Origin of the sequence: Sphingomonas ginsenosidimutans, from assembly GCF_002374835.1 — a bacterium.
Classification (GTDB): Bacteria; Pseudomonadota; Alphaproteobacteria; order Sphingomonadales; family Sphingomonadaceae; genus Sphingomonas; species Sphingomonas ginsenosidimutans.
This window is the reverse complement of sequence record NZ_NWVD01000006.1, coordinates 143,453-160,466: the sequence shown is the minus strand read 5'-3', so window position 1 is coordinate 160,466 and position 17,014 is coordinate 143,453. Positions and strand designations below refer to the sequence as shown.

At 68.6% G+C, this 17,014-nt stretch carries 14 protein-coding genes; 3 read left to right on the top strand and 11 right to left on the bottom strand.

Annotated features, from left to right (window positions below; translation table 11 throughout):
• Position 1: 1 nt before the first annotated feature.
• The 11 genes from glgB to COA17_RS13635 all read right to left on the bottom strand — a co-directional run bounded on the left by glgB (position 2) and on the right by COA17_RS13635 (position 11,987).
• On the bottom strand, positions 2 to 2,170 hold the full coding sequence (glgB, locus tag COA17_RS13685; protein WP_096613162.1) for a 1,4-alpha-glucan branching protein GlgB: 2,169 nt from the start codon (positions 2,168 to 2,170) through the stop codon (positions 2 to 4).
• Complete coding sequence (locus COA17_RS13680) at positions 2,167 to 4,587, bottom strand: glycogen/starch/alpha-glucan phosphorylase (RefSeq protein WP_176484913.1); 2,421 nt, start codon at positions 4,585 to 4,587, stop codon at positions 2,167 to 2,169. The genes glgB and COA17_RS13680 overlap by 4 nt, the downstream gene beginning before the upstream one ends.
• A gap of 57 nt (positions 4,588 to 4,644) precedes the next feature.
• Positions 4,645 to 5,640: a YihY/virulence factor BrkB family protein gene (locus COA17_RS13675; RefSeq protein ID WP_176484912.1), complete on the bottom strand. Its 996-nt coding sequence runs from the start codon at positions 5,638 to 5,640 to the stop codon at positions 4,645 to 4,647.
• A 141-nt stretch (positions 5,641 to 5,781) separates the two neighbouring features.
• Positions 5,782 to 6,135: a HesB/IscA family protein gene (locus tag COA17_RS13670; RefSeq protein WP_066484640.1), complete on the bottom strand. Its 354-nt coding sequence runs from the start codon at positions 6,133 to 6,135 to the stop codon at positions 5,782 to 5,784.
• Positions 6,135 to 6,599: an SUF system Fe-S cluster assembly protein gene (locus tag COA17_RS13665; protein WP_066484642.1), complete on the bottom strand. Its 465-nt coding sequence runs from the start codon at positions 6,597 to 6,599 to the stop codon at positions 6,135 to 6,137. Before COA17_RS13665 ends, COA17_RS13670 begins: the two co-directional genes overlap by 1 nt.
• Positions 6,596 to 7,807 (bottom strand): cysteine desulfurase, encoded by a 1,212-nt coding sequence (locus COA17_RS13660; RefSeq protein WP_070321749.1) that lies wholly within the window; start codon positions 7,805 to 7,807, stop codon positions 6,596 to 6,598. Before COA17_RS13660 ends, COA17_RS13665 begins: the two co-directional genes overlap by 4 nt.
• Positions 7,804 to 8,874: a SufD family Fe-S cluster assembly protein gene (locus COA17_RS13655; RefSeq protein ID WP_096613156.1), complete on the bottom strand. Its 1,071-nt coding sequence runs from the start codon at positions 8,872 to 8,874 to the stop codon at positions 7,804 to 7,806. Before COA17_RS13655 ends, COA17_RS13660 begins: the two co-directional genes overlap by 4 nt.
• 226 nt (positions 8,875 to 9,100) lie before the next feature.
• Complete coding sequence (gene sufC, locus COA17_RS13650; protein ID WP_096613154.1) at positions 9,101 to 9,844, bottom strand: Fe-S cluster assembly ATPase SufC; 744 nt, start codon at positions 9,842 to 9,844, stop codon at positions 9,101 to 9,103.
• A 4-nt stretch (positions 9,845 to 9,848) separates the two neighbouring features.
• Entirely contained in the window at positions 9,849 to 10,085 is a 237-nt protein-coding gene (locus COA17_RS13645) for a hypothetical protein (RefSeq protein ID WP_096613152.1), read from the bottom strand.
• Positions 10,082 to 11,545 (bottom strand): Fe-S cluster assembly protein SufB, encoded by a 1,464-nt coding sequence (gene sufB, locus COA17_RS13640; RefSeq protein WP_070321748.1) that lies wholly within the window; start codon positions 11,543 to 11,545, stop codon positions 10,082 to 10,084. The genes COA17_RS13645 and sufB overlap by 4 nt, the downstream gene beginning before the upstream one ends.
• A gap of 1 nt (position 11,546) precedes the next feature.
• Positions 11,547 to 11,987 carry an SUF system Fe-S cluster assembly regulator gene (locus COA17_RS13635; protein WP_096613150.1) on the bottom strand — a complete coding sequence of 147 codons (441 nt, stop codon included), beginning with the start codon at positions 11,985 to 11,987 and terminating at the stop codon, positions 11,547 to 11,549.
• Between the two features lie 309 nt (positions 11,988 to 12,296).
• Between COA17_RS13635 and COA17_RS13630 the strand changes: the two genes are divergently transcribed.
• The 3 genes from COA17_RS13630 to COA17_RS13620 are packed head-to-tail and all read left to right on the top strand — an operon-like array spanning position 12,297 to position 16,900.
• Complete coding sequence (locus tag COA17_RS13630) at positions 12,297 to 13,319, top strand: quinone-dependent dihydroorotate dehydrogenase (RefSeq protein WP_096613148.1); 1,023 nt, start codon at positions 12,297 to 12,299, stop codon at positions 13,317 to 13,319.
• A 48-nt stretch (positions 13,320 to 13,367) separates the two neighbouring features.
• Complete coding sequence (gene ggt, locus COA17_RS13625; RefSeq protein WP_096613220.1) at positions 13,368 to 15,065, top strand: gamma-glutamyltransferase; 1,698 nt, start codon at positions 13,368 to 13,370, stop codon at positions 15,063 to 15,065.
• A gap of 50 nt (positions 15,066 to 15,115) precedes the next feature.
• Positions 15,116 to 16,900 carry an AMP-dependent synthetase/ligase gene (locus tag COA17_RS13620; RefSeq protein WP_096613146.1) on the top strand — a complete coding sequence of 595 codons (1,785 nt, stop codon included), beginning with the start codon at positions 15,116 to 15,118 and terminating at the stop codon, positions 16,898 to 16,900.
• The last annotated feature ends 114 nt before the right edge of the window (positions 16,901 to 17,014 follow it).

The window sequence follows — 17,014 nt, the reverse complement described above, 5'->3', positions numbered from 1 at the left end:
GTCACGCCGGTTCAAATTCCAGCATTACCGTGCCGAGCGCGGGCAGCGTCACATGCGCCCCCCCGTCGCTGGCCACCACGCCGCCCAGATTGCCAAGGCCCGAGCCCCAGTAATCGTGCGCGTCGGTGTTGAGTATCTCGCGCCAGCGGCCGTCGTGGGGCAGCGGCACACGGTAGGGCATCCGCGCCACCGGGGTCATGTTGACCACCACCGCGACGGGCGCGGCGCCGGGCGCGCGGCGCAGCCAGGCGAACACCGACTGGTCGGCATCGTCGGCGATCAGCCACTCGAACCCTTCGCCTTCGCAGTCGCGCGCGTGGAGCGCGGGGCGGGTGCGGTAGAGGTGGTTGAGGTCGCGCACCAGCTTGCGCACCCCGTCGTGCGCAGCCGAGCGAGTGAGGTGCCAGTCGAGCGCGCGCTCCTCGCTCCATTCGCGGCGCTGCGCGAATTCCTGCCCCATGAACAGCAGCTTCTTGCCGGGATAACCCCACATCAGCGCATAATAAGCGCGCAGGTTGGCGAACTGCTGCCAGTCGTCGCCCGACATCTTGGTCAGCAGCGAACCCTTGCCGTGCACCACCTCGTCATGGCTGAGCGGCAGCACGAAATTCTCGGTGAAGGCATAGACCAGCCCGAAGGTGATTTCGTGATGGTGATGGCGGCGGTGGACCGGTTCGCGCGCCATGTACTGGAGCGTGTCGTGCATCCAGCCCATGTTCCACTTGAACCCGAAGCCCAAGCTCTCGCGCGGGCCCTCGTCGAAGGCGAGCGTCGTCACGCCCGGCCAGCTGGTCGATTCCTCCGCGACGGTGAACACGCCGGGATGCTGCGCGTACACGGCGCGGTTGGTCTGGCGCAGGAAGTCTACCGCCTCCCAATTCTCGCGCCCGCCGCCCTCGTTGGGGATCCATTCGCCGGGGTTACGCGAATAGTCGCGGTACAGCATCGAGGCGACCGCATCGACGCGCAGACCGTCGACATGATAGCGATCCGCCCAGAACAGCGCGTTGTTGGCCAGGAACGCCGCCACCTCGCGCCGCCCGAAATTGTAGATCGCGGTGTTCCAGTCGGGGTGGAAGCCGAGCCGCGGGTCTTCGTGTTCGTACAGCGCGGTGCCGTCGAACCGCGACAGGCCGTGCGCATCGACCGGGAAATGCGCGGGCACCCAGTCGATCAGCACGCCCAGCCCGGCGCGATGCGCGCCGTCGACGAAGCGCGCGAACCCCTCCACATCGCCGAAGCGCGCGCTGGGCGCGTAGAGGCCGGTCGTCTGATAGCCCCAGCTGGGGTCATAGGGGTGTTCGGACACCGGCATGAATTCGATATGGGTAAACCCCATCGACACGACATAGGGGATCAGCCGTTCCGCCAGCTGGTCCCACGACAGGAACCAGCCGTTCTCGTCGCGGTCCCACGACCCGGCATGCACTTCGTAGATGCTGATCGGAACGCGGCGCGGATCGACCGCGGCCCAGGCCGCGCGGTGCGCGGCATCGCCCCATTCGTGCGCCAGCGGCGCGGCGGTCACCGACGCGGTCTTCGGCCGCAATTCGGTGGCGAAGGCGAACGGATCGGCCTTGAGCGGCTGGAGCGTCCCGTCCGGGCCGATGATCGAATACTTGTACGCCCGCCCCGCGCCGATATCGGGCAGGAAGATTTCCCACACGCCGGTATCGCCGCGCCGCCGCATGATGTGCCGGCGCGCGTCCCAGTCGTTGAAGTCGCCGACCAGCGCGACGCGCCGCGCATTCGGCGCCCAGACCGCGAAATGCACCCCGGCGGCGCCCTCATGCTCGATCAAATGCGCGCCCAGCTTGTCGTACAGCCGGGTGTGCGTCCCCTCGTTCATCAGGAAATCGTCGACCGGCCCCAGCACCGGGCCGTAGCTGTACGGATCGCCGACACACCATTCGACGCCGCCGCCCTGCGCACGATAGCGCAGCGGCTGGCGCGGGCCGTCGATCACCCCTTCGAACAGGCCGGCATCGTCGACGCGGTCGAGCGTACCGAGCGGCGCGCCCGACAGGCCATGCGCGGTCACCGTATCGGCGCCGGGTATCCACGCCCGCACGAACAATCCCGCCGGCCCCTCATGCGGCCCCAACAAGGCGAACGGATCGTCGCTGGTCCCGTCCAGCAGCGCCCTGATCGCGGCCGCGGGGGGCTTCACATCACGCCCCAGATCTCGCGCGCATATTCGGCAATGGTGCGATCGGACGAGAACCAGCCCATGTTCGCGACGTTGAGGATGGTCGAGCGACGCCAGCCGTCGCGGTCCGCCCAGCGCGCGTCGACCTGCCGCTGCGCCGCGGTGTACGAATCGAAATCGGCGGCGACCATGAACCAGTCGCTGTCGTACAGTCCGGCCATCAGATCGCGGTAGCGGTTGGCGTCATCCGGGGAGAACACACCGGAAGCGATAGCGTTCACCGCCTGCGACAATTCTTTCGACCCCTCGATCACCTCGCGCGGGCGATAGCCGTCGGCGCGCTTGGCCGCGACCTCGTCCGCGGTCAGGCCGAAGATGACGATATGGTCGTCGCCGACATGGTCCTTGATCTCGATATTGGCGCCGTCGAGCGTGCCGATCGTCAGCGCGCCGTTGAGCGCGAACTTCATGTTGCCGGTGCCCGACGCCTCCATCCCGGCGGTGGAGATCTGTTCGGACAGGTCGGCCGCGGGCACCATCCGCTCGGCCAGGCTGACGTTGTAATTGGGGACGAACGCGACTTTCAGCAGCCCGTCGATCGACGGGTCGGAATTGACGCGGCGGGCGACGTCATTGGCCAGTTTGATGATGAGCTTGGCATTGTGATAGCTGGACGCGGCCTTCCCCGCGAACAGCTTCACGCGCGGCACCCAGTCGCGCTCGGGATGGCTGCGGATCTGGTCGTACAGCGCCACCGTCTCGATGATGTTGAGCAGCTGGCGCTTGTATTCGTGGATCCGCTTGATCTGCACGTCGAACATCGCGTCGGGATCGAGCCGCAGCCCCATGGCGTCGCGCAGGTAGTGCGCCAGCGCCACCTTGTTCGCGCGCTTGATCGCGGCGAAGCGTTCGCGGAACGCCGCATCGTCGGCCATCGGCACCAGCGCTGTCAGTTTCAGCGCATCGTCGGAAAAGCCGTCGCCGATCGCCTCGCGCACCAGCGCGGTCAGCCCCGGATTGCATTCCTGCAACCAGCGGCGCGGGGTGATGCCGTTGGTCTTGTTGTTGATCCGGTCGGGATACAGGCGGTGCAGGTCGGCGAAGACGGTGCTTTTCATCAGCTGCGTATGCAGCGCCGCGACGCCGTTGACGCTGTGCGCCCCGGCAAAGGCGAGGTTGGCCATGCGCACGCGACGTTCCCCGCCCTCGTCGATCAGGCTGATCGCGGCGATCGCGCGGTCGTCCACGCCATCGGCCTTGCGCGCCTCGCGCAGCAGGCGGGCGTTGATGGCGTAGACCAGCTGCATGTGGCGCGGCAGCAGCCGTTCGAACAGCGGCAGCGGCCAGCTTTCCAGCGCCTCCGGCAGCAGCGTGTGGTTGGTGTAGCCGAACGTCTTCTGGGTGATCCCCCACGCTTCGTCGAACGACAGGTCGTGGTGGTCGATCAGCAGCCGCATCAGCTCCGCGACCGACACCGCCGGATGGGTATCGTTGAGCTGGATCGCCGCCTTGTCCGGCAGCGTGCGGATGTCGCCGAAATACTGGACGTGCCGACGGACGATGTCCTGGATCGAGGCGGAGGAGAAGAAATATTCCTGCCGCAGCCGCAATTCCTGCCCGGCGGCGGTGGAATCATTGGGATAGAGGACGCGCACCAGCGTTTCGGCGCGCAGCTGATCCGCCAGCGCGCCCTGGAAATCGCCGCGGTTGAAGGCCTCCAGCTTGAACGGGTCGAGGCTGATCGCGGTCCACAGCCGCAGCGTGTTGACGCGGCGCGCGCGCCACCCGACGACCGGCGTGTCGACCGCCACCGCCTCCACCGCCTCGGCCGGGACCCATTGCACCACGCCCTGTTCGGTGCCGATCACCTCCCCGCCGAAGCCGACGAAATAGGCGCTTTCGCGGCGTTCGAATTCCCACGGGTTGCCGTGCGCCAGCCAGGTTTCGGGCAGTTCGGTCTGCCAGCCGTCGTCGATCCGCTGCCGGAACATGCCGTTCACGTAGCGGATGCCGTAGCCGTAGGCGGGCAGATCGAGCGTCGCGAGGCTTTCCATGAAGCACGCCGCCAGCCGCCCCAGCCCGCCGTTGCCGAGCGCGGCGTCGCTTTCGATCTCCTCCAGCTCCGGCAGCGCGACGCCCAGCTGCGCCAGCGCCTCGGCCACCTCGTCACGTCGCGCCAGATTGGCGAGCGCGTCGCGCAACAGCCGCCCGATCAGGAATTCGAGGCTGAGGTAATAAACGCGCTTGGCCCCCGCTGCATGCGCGGCGCGGGTCGAATCCATCCAGCGTTCGATGATCTCGTTACGGACGGTCAGGATCGTCGCGGCGAGCCAGTCGTGCGGCAGCGCGGCATGTTCGTCCTTGCCGATGCGATGGACCAAGGTATCGACGATGGCGTGCGCCAGCGGCCCACGCGCGGTGTCGTTCGTAGCGGTCAAGATCGTCCCCCCAGCGGCGATGTCGCGCGGGAGCCTAGCCGCAGCGCGCCGCGCTTGTCACCTGTTGCCCGAGCGCCACGCGAACAGCGCGAGGCCCAGGATGGCAAGGCCGGTGGCGGCGATCGGCCCGGTATGCGTCGTGGCCGGCGGGGCCGCGGCGGGAGGTGCGGGCTCGGCAGGAGGGGCCGCATGACAGGCGCGGTACAGCTGCACGTCCAGCGCGGCGCCCAGCAGGAAGGCATAGGCGCTGAGCCACAGCCATGTCAGCAGCACCACGATCGCCCCCAGCGACCCGTAGGTGGCGCCGTAATTGCCGAAATTGACCACATAGACGCTGAACCCGGTGGTCGCCGCCAGCCACACGACCGTCGCCAGCACCGCGCCGGGCGTGCCCCAGCGCAGCCGCGCGCGCGGGCGATAAGGGGCGAAGCGGAACAGCAGCGACGCGCCCGTCACCGCCACCGCCGCCATCAACAGATAGGTGCACAGCCCGATCGCGGTGCGCACGATCGCGGGCGTGCCGGGGATGAGATTGCCGAGGAAGGCGGTGACCGTGCTGGAACTGACGCCGATCAGCATCAGCACCACCCCGCCCGCCACCACCGCGAAGGCGGTGAGCATCCAGACGAGGTAGTTGCGCTTCTCCTTCGCCTCATAGGCGACGTTGAGCGCGGTCATCATCGCGGTGGCGGCGCGGCTGCCGCCGTAGATCGCGATCGCCAGCGCGATGACGAGGCCGAGGCCCTTCTTCCCCTCGCTGCCGGAGACGACCATGTCCATCTGCTGACCGATCAGCCGCGCGGCATCCGCGGGCAGCAGGTCGAACAGCGTGCGGATATTCGCCTGCACCGTCTGCGCATCGGCGATCAGGCCGTAGCTGAGCACCGATGCCGCCAGGATCGGCGCGATCGAGGAAAAAGCGTAGAAGGCGGTGCCCGCCGCGATCAGCCCGAGATTGTCGTCGTTCGACGCGGTGTAGGCGCGCCGCAGCGTCCCCCACCAGTCGCGCCGGAATTCACGCCAGAAATCGGTGGAGGAGAGATTTGCCCGCATGACGGGAGAACGCGGGAGCGGCGGCAGGGGTCCGGCATGCTTGTTCATCGTCGCCCCAGCGCAGGCCGGGGCCTCCCGCGGCTCCTGCGCCGCGCCATCGCCGAAGATGCCAGCCCGCGCTGGCATGACGGACGAAGCAGATCAGACGGTGAAGCTTTCCCCGCAGCCGCACGCGCCCTTGGCATTGGGATTGTCGAAGACGAAGCCGGCGGTGAAATCGTCCTCCACCCAGTTCATCGTCGATCCGATCAGGTACAGAATCGAGGCGCCGTCGACGTACAAGGTGCCGCCGGGGGTCTCGATCACCTCGTCGAACGGCTTGGCCTCGGTCACGTAGTCGACCGAATAGGCAAGGCCGGAACAGCCGCGGCGCGGGGTCGACAGCTTGACGCCGATCGCGCCGTCGGGCGCCTTGCCCATCAGCTCGGCGATGCGCGCCTCGGCGGTGGGGGTGAGGTTCAGCGCCGCGGGGCGCGGGCGGGCGACGGTGGCCATCAGAGCATCCCCAGTTCGAGCTTGGCATCGTCCGACATCTTCTGCGGATCCCAGGGCGGGTCCCAGACGAGGTTGACGTCGGCGAAGGCGATGCCGGGCACCGCGGCGACGCGCATCTCCACCTCGCCCGGCATGGATTCGGCGACCGGGCAGTGCGGCGTCGTCAGCGTCATGGTAACGACGGCGTGGCCGGCATCGGTCACCTCGACGCCGTAGATCAGCCCCAGGTCGTAGATGTTGACCGGGATCTCGGGATCGAAAATGTCCTTCAGCGCGTCGATCACGCCTTCGTACAGCGCGCCGCCCGGTTCGTGGGGCGCGCCGTCCGACGCGGGTTTCTGCGCCAGGAAGCCGGACAGATAGTCGCGCTCGCGCACCGCCGGCGCCTCGGCCGCATCCTCGACGCGCGCGCGGGGCGGCGCGGCGACGGTGTCCACTTCCTCGACCTTGATGGGGTCGCTCATCCGAAAATCCTCACTACCCGTTCCATGCCCGCGGCCAGCGCATCGATATCGGCAGGGCCGTTATAGACGCCGAAGCTGGCGCGCGCGGTCGCCTCCACCCCCAGCACCCCCATCAGCGGCTGCGCGCAATGATGGCCGGCGCGGATCGCCACGCGATGTTCGTCCAAGATGGTGCCGATGTCGTGCGGATGCACCCCCTGGAGCGCGAAGGAGACGATCCCCGCCGAATCCGCCGGGCCGAACAGCCGCAGCGAATTGATCCGCGACAGCGCGGCGCGCGCATCGGCGACCAGCGCGGTTTCGTGCGCGTGGATGCGCGACAGGCCGATGCCGGTCACATAATCCACCGCCGCCGCCAGCCCGAGCGCGCCGACGATATGCGGCGTCCCCGCCTCGAACCGGGTCGGCGCGGGGGCGTAGCTGGTCTTTTCGAACGACACGCGGTCGATCATCGACCCGCCGCCCTGATAGGGGGGCATCGCGTCGAGCAGCTCGGGCCGCGCCCACAGCACGCCGATGCCGGTCGGGCCGTAGAGCTTGTGCCCGGAGAAGACGTAGAAATCGCACCCCAGCGCGGCGACGTCGACCGGCAGCCGCGCGACCGCCTGGCAGCCGTCGATCAGGATGCGTGCGCCGACCGAATGCGCGATCGCGCAGGCGCGCGTCACGTCGAGCACCGACCCCAGCACGTTCGAAACATGCGCCAGCGCGACCAGTTTGTGTTCCGGCCGGATCATCGCGGCCATCGCGTCGAGATCGATACGATGATCGTCGGTCAGCGGCACCACGTCGATCGCGGCGCCGACGCGCTCGGCGACCATCTGCCACGGCACGATGTTGCTGTGATGCTCCAGCTGCGACAGCAGGATGCGATCGCCGGCCTTCAGCTGCTGCCCCGCCCAGCTGTGCGTGACGAGGTTGATCCCCTCCGTCGCGCCGCGCACGAACACGATCTCGTCCGGCTGCGCGCCCACGAAGCGCGCCACGGTGCCGCGCGCGGCCTCATAGGCGAGCGTCATGTCGGCCGACCGCTGGTACACACCGCGATGCACGGTGGCATAGGTGGTGTCGTAGCCGCGCGCGATCGCGTCGATCACCGCGCGCGGTTTCTGCGCGGTGGCGGCGGTGTCGAGATAGGCCCAGCCGTCCGGAATCGCGGGGAAATCCGCGACCACGTCGAGCGGTGCCTCGGCGGCGGCGCCGCTCACAAGGCGCGCTCCAGCCAGGCGTCGGCATCGGCGGCGAAGGCGTCGCGCACCGTATCGTCCGCGATCCGGTCGAGCGCGTCGGCGACGAAGGCGCGGGTCAGCAGCGCCTTGGCGCGCGGCGCGGGAATGCCGCGGCTGGCCATGTAGAACAAGGCGCGCGCATCCAGTTCGCCGACCGTCGCGCCATGCGCGCACTTCACGTCGTCGGCGAAGATCTCCAGCTCCGGCTTCAGGTTCACCGTCGCGGTGCGTTGCAGCAGCAGGCCGCGCAGCGACTGTTCGCCGTCGGTCTTCTGCGCATGGCGCGCCACCTCGACCGCGGCGGCAAGGCTGGCCTGCGACGTGTCGGCGGCGACCGCGCGCCACAATTGGTGCGACTGGCCGTTGGGGGCGGCGTGGCGGACGCGGACGGCGCATTCCTGCTTCGTCGCGTCGCGGGTCAGCAGCGCGCCGCCGAACTCGGCGTAGCCGCCCGCCCCGGCCAGCGTGATCGCCGCATCGACGCGCGCGCCCTGATCGCCCGCGCCCAGCACGGTCGCGACATAGCTGGCGCCCTCCCCCAGTTCCGCATCGTCGCGCAGCGAGACGAAGCCGGCGTCCTGCGTCATCCGCACCGCGCGCATCAGCCGCGCGGCATGGCCCAGCCGGATGCGCGTCTGCCGGTTCGACCAGCCCGCGCCGACGAAGGTTTCGACCAGCTGCGCCGAGGTGTCGGCGGCGAGCACGATCTGCGCGGCGAGATGGTTTTCGCCGCCGGTAGCGACATGGACGACCTGCACCGGGTCGGCGACCGCTCCGGCATCAAGGTGGAGCGACCAGCCGTGCGTCGCGCGGCGGCCGAGCGGGTGGTCGCCTGGGGTCAGGTCGCCGATGCGGACGCGGTGCAGGTCGCTGGCGGCGTCATCCAGCACGCCGTCGACGAACAGCAGCCTGGCGCCGGGCAGGTCGAGGAAATCGGCCTTCGCCGGCGCGACCGGCGCGAGCGCGGCGGCGGCGGCGATCCCGCCGGTATCGGCCCAGCGCCATGCTTCGTGGCGGGTGGAGGGAAGCTCAAGGACGTCGGTCATGCGGCGATGCCCCGGGTTTCACGCGAAGACGCGAAAGCGCGACGAAGAAGGGTTTTGCACGCGGAGGCGCGGAGACGCGGAGGTGTTGCGCCCCGCCGCGCCAGCGGCTCTTCATCACCATGGTGGCGATGATGAGGGCGCGCTGCCGCGCGCACGGTTTCTCCGCGCCTCCGCGCCTCCGCGTGAACCAGACCCTTCGCGGCTTCGCGGCGTCGCGTGCGCATCATCACGCCGCCACCTCGGCATATCCCTCGCGCTCCAGCTGCAAGGCCAGTTCCGGCCCGCCCGAGCGGGTGATGCGGCCGTCGGCTAGCACGTGGACGCGATCCGGTTTCACGTAATCGAGCAGGCGCTGGTAATGGGTGATGAGCAACACCGCCTTGTCGGGACGCCGCATGATGCGGTTGATGCCGTCGCCGACGATGCGCAGCGCGTCGATGTCGAGGCCGGAGTCGGTTTCGTCGAGGATCGCGAACGCGGGGTCGATGATGCCCATCTGCACCATCTCGTTGCGCTTCTTCTCGCCGCCCGAGAAGCCGACGTTGACGGGGCGCTTCAGCATGTCCTGCTGAAGGCCGAGCGCATCGGCCTGCGCGCGCGCCAGCTTGAGGAATTCGGCGCCGGACAGCGGCTTTTCGTCGCGCTGCGCGCGCTGGGCGTTGAGGCTCTCGCGCAGGAACTGGACGTTCGAGACGCCGGGGATCTCGACCGGATACTGGAAGCCGAGGAACACGCCCGCGGCGGCGCGTTCGTGCGGTTCCTTGTCCAGCAAATCCTCGCCGTTGAAGGTGATCGAACCCGCGGTCACCTCATAGCCGGGGCGGCCGCCCAGGACGTAGCCGAGCGTCGACTTGCCGGCGCCGTTCGGGCCCATGATCGCGTGAATCTCGCCCGCGTTCACTTCGAGCGAGAGACCCTTGAGGATTTCCTTGCCGTCGATTTCGGCGTGGAGGTTTTCGATTTTGAGCATCTTATTATCCGATGAAGCCTGCGAGCAGGCCGTATCCAAAAATCAATGCGATAGATGAAGTCAGCAAAGCACCAATCATCATCATCGACGTCGAGAGCCAGTAGGTGATCGGTTCGCCCAATCGGTGATATCTGGCCCACTTAACGGTAGCGATCTGATCCCGGATCGATACGTAGAACCGCCACCACATAAAGCCCGCTGCCGCAGCAAAGAACAAAATGTAGATGGCAAGAACGATCACCCCACGCTCCCCTCAAGCGAAATCCCCAGCAGCTTCTGCGCCTCGACCGCGAACTCCATCGGGAGTTGCTGCAAGACCTCGCGCGCGAAGCCGTTGACGATCAGCGCGACCGCCGCCTCGGCATCCAGACCGCGCGACATGGCGTAGAACAGCTGGTCCTCGCTGATCTTGCTGGTGGTCGCCTCATGCTCGATCTGCGCGGACGGGTTCTTCACCTCGATGTACGGCACGGTATGCGCGCCGCACTGGTCGCTGAGCAGCAGGCTGTCGCATTGCGTGAAGTTGCGGACGTTCTCCGCGGTCGGGGCGACGCGCACGAGGCCGCGATAGGTGTTGTCGGAGCGACCGGCGCTTATCCCCTTCGACACGATCGTCGATTTGGTGTTCTTGCCCAGGTGGATCATCTTGGTGCCGGTATCGGCCTGCTGGCGGTTGTTGGTGACCGCCACCGAATAGAATTCGCCGACCGAGCCATCGCCCGCCAGCACGCAGGACGGATATTTCCAGGTGATCGCGCTGCCGGTTTCGACCTGCGTCCACGACACCTTGCTGTTCCTGCCCTGACAGAGCGCGCGCTTGGTGACGAAATTGTAGATGCCGCCGACGCCGTTCTCGTCGCCGGGATACCAGTTCTGGACGGTCGAATATTTGATCTCGGCATCGTCCATCGCGACCAGCTCGACGACTGCGGCGTGGAGCTGGTTCTCGTCGCGCATCGGTGCGGTGCAGCCCTCCAGGTACGAGACATAGGCGCCCTCGTCGGCGACGATCAGCGTGCGTTCGAACTGGCCGGTATTCTCGGCATTGATGCGAAAATAGGTCGACAATTCCATCGGGCAGCGCACGCCCTTCGGCACATAAACGAACGTGCCGTCGGAGAAGACCGCGCAGTTGAGCGTCGCGAAGTAATTGTCGTGCTGCGGCACCACCTTGCCCAGCCATTTGCGGACCAGGTCGGGATATTCGCGGATCGCCTCGCTGATCGAGCGGAAGATGACGCCGGCGGCCTCCAGCTCCTTGCGGAAGGTGGTGGCGACGCTGACGCTGTCGAACACCGCGTCCACCGCGACGCGGCGCGCGCCCTCCACCCCCGCGAGCACTTCCTGCTCGGCGATCGGGATGCCGAGCTTCTCATAGGTGCGGCGGATTTCGGGATCGAGTTCGTCCAGCGACGCGATCGTCTTCTTCGCCTTTGGCTCGGCGTAGTAATAGGCGTCCTGATAGTCGATCGGGGGCACGTTGAGCTTGGCCCAGTCGGGCGCCTCCATCGTCTGCCACAGGCGGAACGCCTTCAGCCGCCAGTCGAGCATCCATTGCGGCTCGTTCTTCTTGGCCGAGATATAGCGGACGGTATCCTCGCTCAGCCCCTTGGGTGCGAAGTCCTGCTCCACCTCGGTGGCGAAGCCCCATTCGTACTTCTTCGCGACCGCCGCATGGGCCTCTGCGTTCTTCGTCGCCATCTTATGCCTCGACCTTCATCTTCTCGGGCGCGGCGGCTTCCGCCGCCAGCGTCGCCAGCGTCACCCCGGCGAGCGCGTCGCGCACCGCCCGGTTGACCGCATTCCAGTGCGGCTTCACGCGGCAATTGCCCGCGATGCCGCAGTCATGGTCGCCCGCATCGACGCAGGCGGTCATCGCGATCGGCCCCTCGACCGCCTCGACAATGTCGGCCAGCGTGATCGTCGCTGGCGGGCGCGACAGGCGGATGCCGCCGCCGGTGCCGCGGGTGCTATCGATCAGCCCCGCCGCGGCGAGCCGGCTGACCAGTTTCTGCGCGGTGGGCAGCGGCACGCCGGTTTCCTCCGCCAGCCGCGTCGCGTTCATCCGCGCCAGCCCGCCGCAATGCCGCGCGGCGGCGCTGAGCAGCACGACGGCATAATCGGTGAGACTGGACAAACGCATGGCTTCGCGGGCACCTGTTGCGAACCGCTCTCAAATCAGACCGATTCGTTCTGATTGGGGAGATGGTCGCTCGCGCACGCGAAATCAACCGCGTGGCGCGGGGAGCGGCGGAGAGGGCGCGAAAAAAAGGCCCGGCCGATGGCCGAGCCTTTTGAGTATAAAGGGTTTCCCATCGGAAGCCCTTCGGGTCGCACGCCGGCCTTACCCGGATCGCCGCGCAAAATTATTGGATGGATACGACAGACAGGCTGTAAATTCTTACAATTTTGCGCGATTGACGCCGCGCACGCATCATCCGAAAGGTTTTTCATGCCGTCCTTGTTGCAACGTGCCATCCACGCGATCGATCCCGAAACCGCGCATGTCGCCGCGATCCGCGCGCTGTCTGCATGGGGCGCGACCGGAACGCCGCTGGCGTCGCGCGCCATGGCGCTGCCGACGCGGGTGGCGGGGATCGACTTTCCCAACCCGGTCGGGCTGGCGGCGGGGCTGGATAAGGATGCGCGCGCGATCACCGGGCTGTTCGCGCTCGGCTTCGGATCGGTGGAGGTCGGCACGCTGACCCCCCGCCCCCAGCCGGGCAATCCCAGGCCACGGCTGTTCCGGCTGGTCGAGGATCGCGCGGTCATCAACCGCATGGGCTTCAACAACGGCGGGCTGGCCGCGGGGATCGCGCGGGCCGGCGCCGCGCGGCGGGCGGGCGTGCTGGGTATCAACGTCGGCGCCAACAAGGATGCGACCGACCGCGTCGCCGATTATGTCGCGGGCGTCACCGCCGCCGCGCCGGTCGCCGATTACATCACGATCAACATCAGTTCGCCCAACACCCCAGGCTTACGCGACCTGCAACAGGGCGCGGCGCTGGCCGAGCTGCTGGCGGCGTGCATGGCCGCGCGCGGGGCCACGCCGCTGTTCCTGAAGGTCGCGCCCGACCTGGATGCCGGGATGATCGACGGCATCGCGCGCGCCGCGATCGATGCGCGGGTCGATGCGCTGGTGATGGGCAACACCACCGTGTCGCGCCCGCCGCTCGACGCGCGCGACGCGGGCGAGACCGGCGGCCTGTCGGGCGCGCCGCTGCGCGACCTGGCGCGCACGCGGCTGGCCGACATGCGCCGCGCGACCGGCGCGGCGGTGCCGCTGATCGCGGTCGGCGGGATCGACAGCGGCGCGGAGGCCTATGCCCGAATCCGCGCGGGCGCCAGCCTGGTGCAGGTCTATACCGCGCTGGTCTACGAAGGACCGGGGCTGCCGCGACGGATCGTGCAGGATCTGGCGGCGCTGCTGGCGCGCGACGGCTTTGCGAGCGTCGCGGCGGCGGTCGGCGCGTAGCGACGTTACGGCTTGCGCGGCGACGGCGCGGCGATAGGGTCGGCGGCGATGAAGAAGCTGATCGCCGCCGCGCTGTTCCTGGCCCCCCTGCCCGCCGCCCTGCTGTCGGCCGCCGCCACGCCCGCCGCGGCGCAGGGCGTGGTGTCCGCCGCCGATCCGCGCGCGACCGCCGCCGGGCAGGAGATATTGCGGCAGGGCGGCAGCGCCACCGATGCCGCGATCGCGATGCTGCTGGCGCTGAACGTCGTCGAGCCGCAGTCGAGCGGGATCGGCGGGGGCGGGTTCATCGTCCACCACGGCGGCGCCACCGGCGCGCTGGACACGATCGACGGGCGCGAGACGGCGCCCGCCGCCGCCCGCCCCGATCGCTTCCTGGGCGCGGACGGCAAGCCCCGTCCGTTCATCGAGATCTGGCCCGGCGGCTATTCGGTGGGCGTCCCCGGATCGCTGCGGCTGGCGGAGCGCGCGCACGCCAAATGGGGCAAGCTGCCATGGGCGGCGCTGTTCGCCCCCGCGATCAAGCTGGCGGACGAGGGCTTCGTCGTGAACGCGCGGTTGGCCGGCGCGCTGAAGCAGGTGGCGCCGGTGTGGAAGGATTTCCCGGCGATGCGCGCGCTCTACTGGCGCGACGGCCGCCCGCTGGCGGAGGGGGAGACGTTCCGCAACCCCGCGATGGCCGCGATCCTGCGCCGCATCGCCGCGGAGGGGCCGCAGGCCTTCTACGCCGGCGACAATGCGAAGGCGGTCGCGGATGCGGTCACCAACGCGCCGAAGAACCCGGTGCCGCTGACCGAAGGCGACCTGGCCGGCTATGTCGCGAAGGATCGCCCCGGCGTGTGCGGCCCGTACCGCAGCTGGACGGTGTGCGGCATGGGGCCGCCGTCGTCGGGCGGGCTGAGCGTGCTGCAGATCCTGACGATGGTCGAACGCTTCCCGCTGGCCACCTGGGGCAAGGACGACGCGCGGTCGTGGCAGGTGATCGGCGAGGCGATGCGGCTCGCTTATGCCGACCGCGATCTGTACGAGGCGGACCGCGATTTCGTGGACGTGCCGGTCGCCGGGCTGCTGGACCGCGACTACCTGAAGCGGCGATCGGCGCTGATCTCCGTCACGAAGGCGCGCGGCCATTACGAGCCGGGCATTCCGCCGGGCGCGCCGACGCGCACCCGCGCCACGCCGGGCGAGCTGGGCGGCACCACGCATTTCGTCGCGGTCGACACCGCGGGCGATATCGTCAGCTGGACCAACACCGTCGAAAGCGCGTTCGGCAGCCAGCTGACCGCCAACGGCTATGTCCTCAACAACGAACTGACCGATTTCAGCCACGCGCCGGTCGGCCCCGACGGGGACCTGGTCGCCAACCGCGTCCAGCCGGGCAAGCGCCCGATGTCGAGCATGTCGCCGACGATCGTCTACGACCGCAGCGGAAAGCCGGTGTTCGCGATCGGCGCGGCGGGCGGGCGCACGATCATCATGCAGATCGCCAAGGCGCTGATCGCGCATTTCGACTGGGGCCTGTCGGCGCAGGATGCGATCGCGCTGGGGCTGGTGTTCTTCGACAAGGACGGGCTGGTGCTGGAACAGGGCACCACGCTGGAGGCGATGAAGGCGCCGCTGGAGGCGCGCGGCCAGCATGTCACGCTGGGGCGGCTGGGGCTGAAGGCCAATGCCGCCGAGCGGCTGCCCGACGGGCGCTGGATCGGCGCGGCCGACCCGCGCAGCCCGGGCAATTCGCTGCAACAGTAACGACCACGACGACGCACGACGGCCCGGATACAGGGCCGCGAGGAGAGGCGATGCGCAGGCTCGAACATTTTCCCAACCTGGTCACGATGTTCTTCACGCGCGCCGAGGAGAAGGGCGACGCGCCGTTCCTGTGGAGCAAGCACGACGGCGCGTGGCAGCCGATCAGCTGGCGCGCGGCGGCGGACACGGTCGCGCGGCTGGCGACGGCGCTGCAGGCGATCGGGCTGGAGCGCGGCGACCGCGTGATGCTGGTCAGCGAAAACCGCCCGGAATGGTGCCTGGCCGATCTGGCGATCATGGCCGCGGGCTGCGTCACCGTCCCCACCTATACCACCAACACCGAGCGTGACCACGCGCACATCATCGAGAATTCGGGCGCCAAGGCGGTGATCGTGTCGACCGCGAAGCTGGCGCGCACGCTGCTGCCCGCGATCCTGCGGTCGATCCGGCCGCAGATGCTGATTGGGATCGAGCCGATGCGGCTGGGACAGGTGCCGGTCGAGGTCCACGACTGGCATGCGCTGATCGCCAGCAACCGGGCGACCGCGGCCGAGGTCGCCGCGCAGGCCGGGTTCGCGCGCGACGACCTGGCGTGCATCATCTACACCAGCGGCACCGGCGGCGCGCCGCGCGGGGTGATGCAGCATCACGGCGCGATCCTGCATAATGTCGCGGGCTGTTCGGCGGTGGTGGCGGAGGATTTCGGCTGGGGGGACGAGGTGTTCCTGTCGTTCCTGCCGCTCAGTCATGCCTATGAACATACCGGCGGACAGCATTTCCCGATCGGGATGGGCGGGCAGATCTATTACGCCGAAGGGATCGACAAACTGGCGGCGAATATCGAGGAGGTGCGCCCGACGATCATGTTCGTCGTGCCACGGCTGTTCGAGGTGCTGCGCATGCGGATCAGCAAGACGATCGAGCGGCAGGGCGGGATGCCCGCGCAGTTGCTGACGGCGGCGCTGGACGTGGGCGCGAAGCGCGATGCGGGCCGGCTGCGGCTGGCGGACCGGCCCAAGGCACTGCTGGTCGACACCTTTTTCAAGCCGAAGATCGCGAGGAAGTTCGGCGGGCGGCTGAAGGCGATGATCTCCGGCGGGGCGCCGCTGACGCCCGAGGTCGGGCTGTTCTTCCAGTCGCTGGGCCTCACCTTCCTGCAAGGCTATGGCCAGACGGAGGCGGCGCCGGTGATCTCCTGCAACCGCCCCAGCGCGGGGGTGACGATGGATTCGGTCGGCCCGCCGCTGGCCGATACCGAGGTGCGGATCGCCGAGGACGGCGAGATCCTGGTGCGCGGCGAGCTGGTGATGCACGGATACTGGCGCAACGAGGCGGAGACCGCGCGCGTCCTGAAGGACGGGTGGCTCCACACCGGCGATATCGGCGAGATCGACGCGGCCGGGCGCATCCGCATCACCGACCGCAAGAAAGACCTCATCATCAACGACAAGGGCGACAATGTCGCGCCGCAGAAGGTGGAGGGGATGCTGACGCTCCAGCCGGAGATCGCGCAGGCGATGATCGCGGGCGACCGCAAGCCGCACATGGTCGCGGTGCTGGTGCCCGACGACGAATGGACCGCCGAATGGGTGAAGGCTAACGGCCGCACGAACGACGCCGCGCTGGCCGACGACCCGGCCTATCGCGCCGCGATCCAGGCGGCGGTGGACCGCACCAACAAAGACCTGTCGGTGATCGAACGCGTCCGCCGCTGGATCATGGCGGACGAAGCCTTCACGATCGAGAACGAGCAATTGACGCCGAGTTTGAAGATCCGACGCCACGTGCTGCGCGGCGTGTACGGCAACCGGCTGGACGCGCTGTATCGGGGGTGATGGGGGCGGGGGACAGGCGAGACCCGTCGCCCCTGCGCAGGCAGGGGCCTTCCGCCGCTCTTGCCGGTCCACACGCCGCGAAAGATGCCAGCCTGCGCTGGCATGACGCCAGCC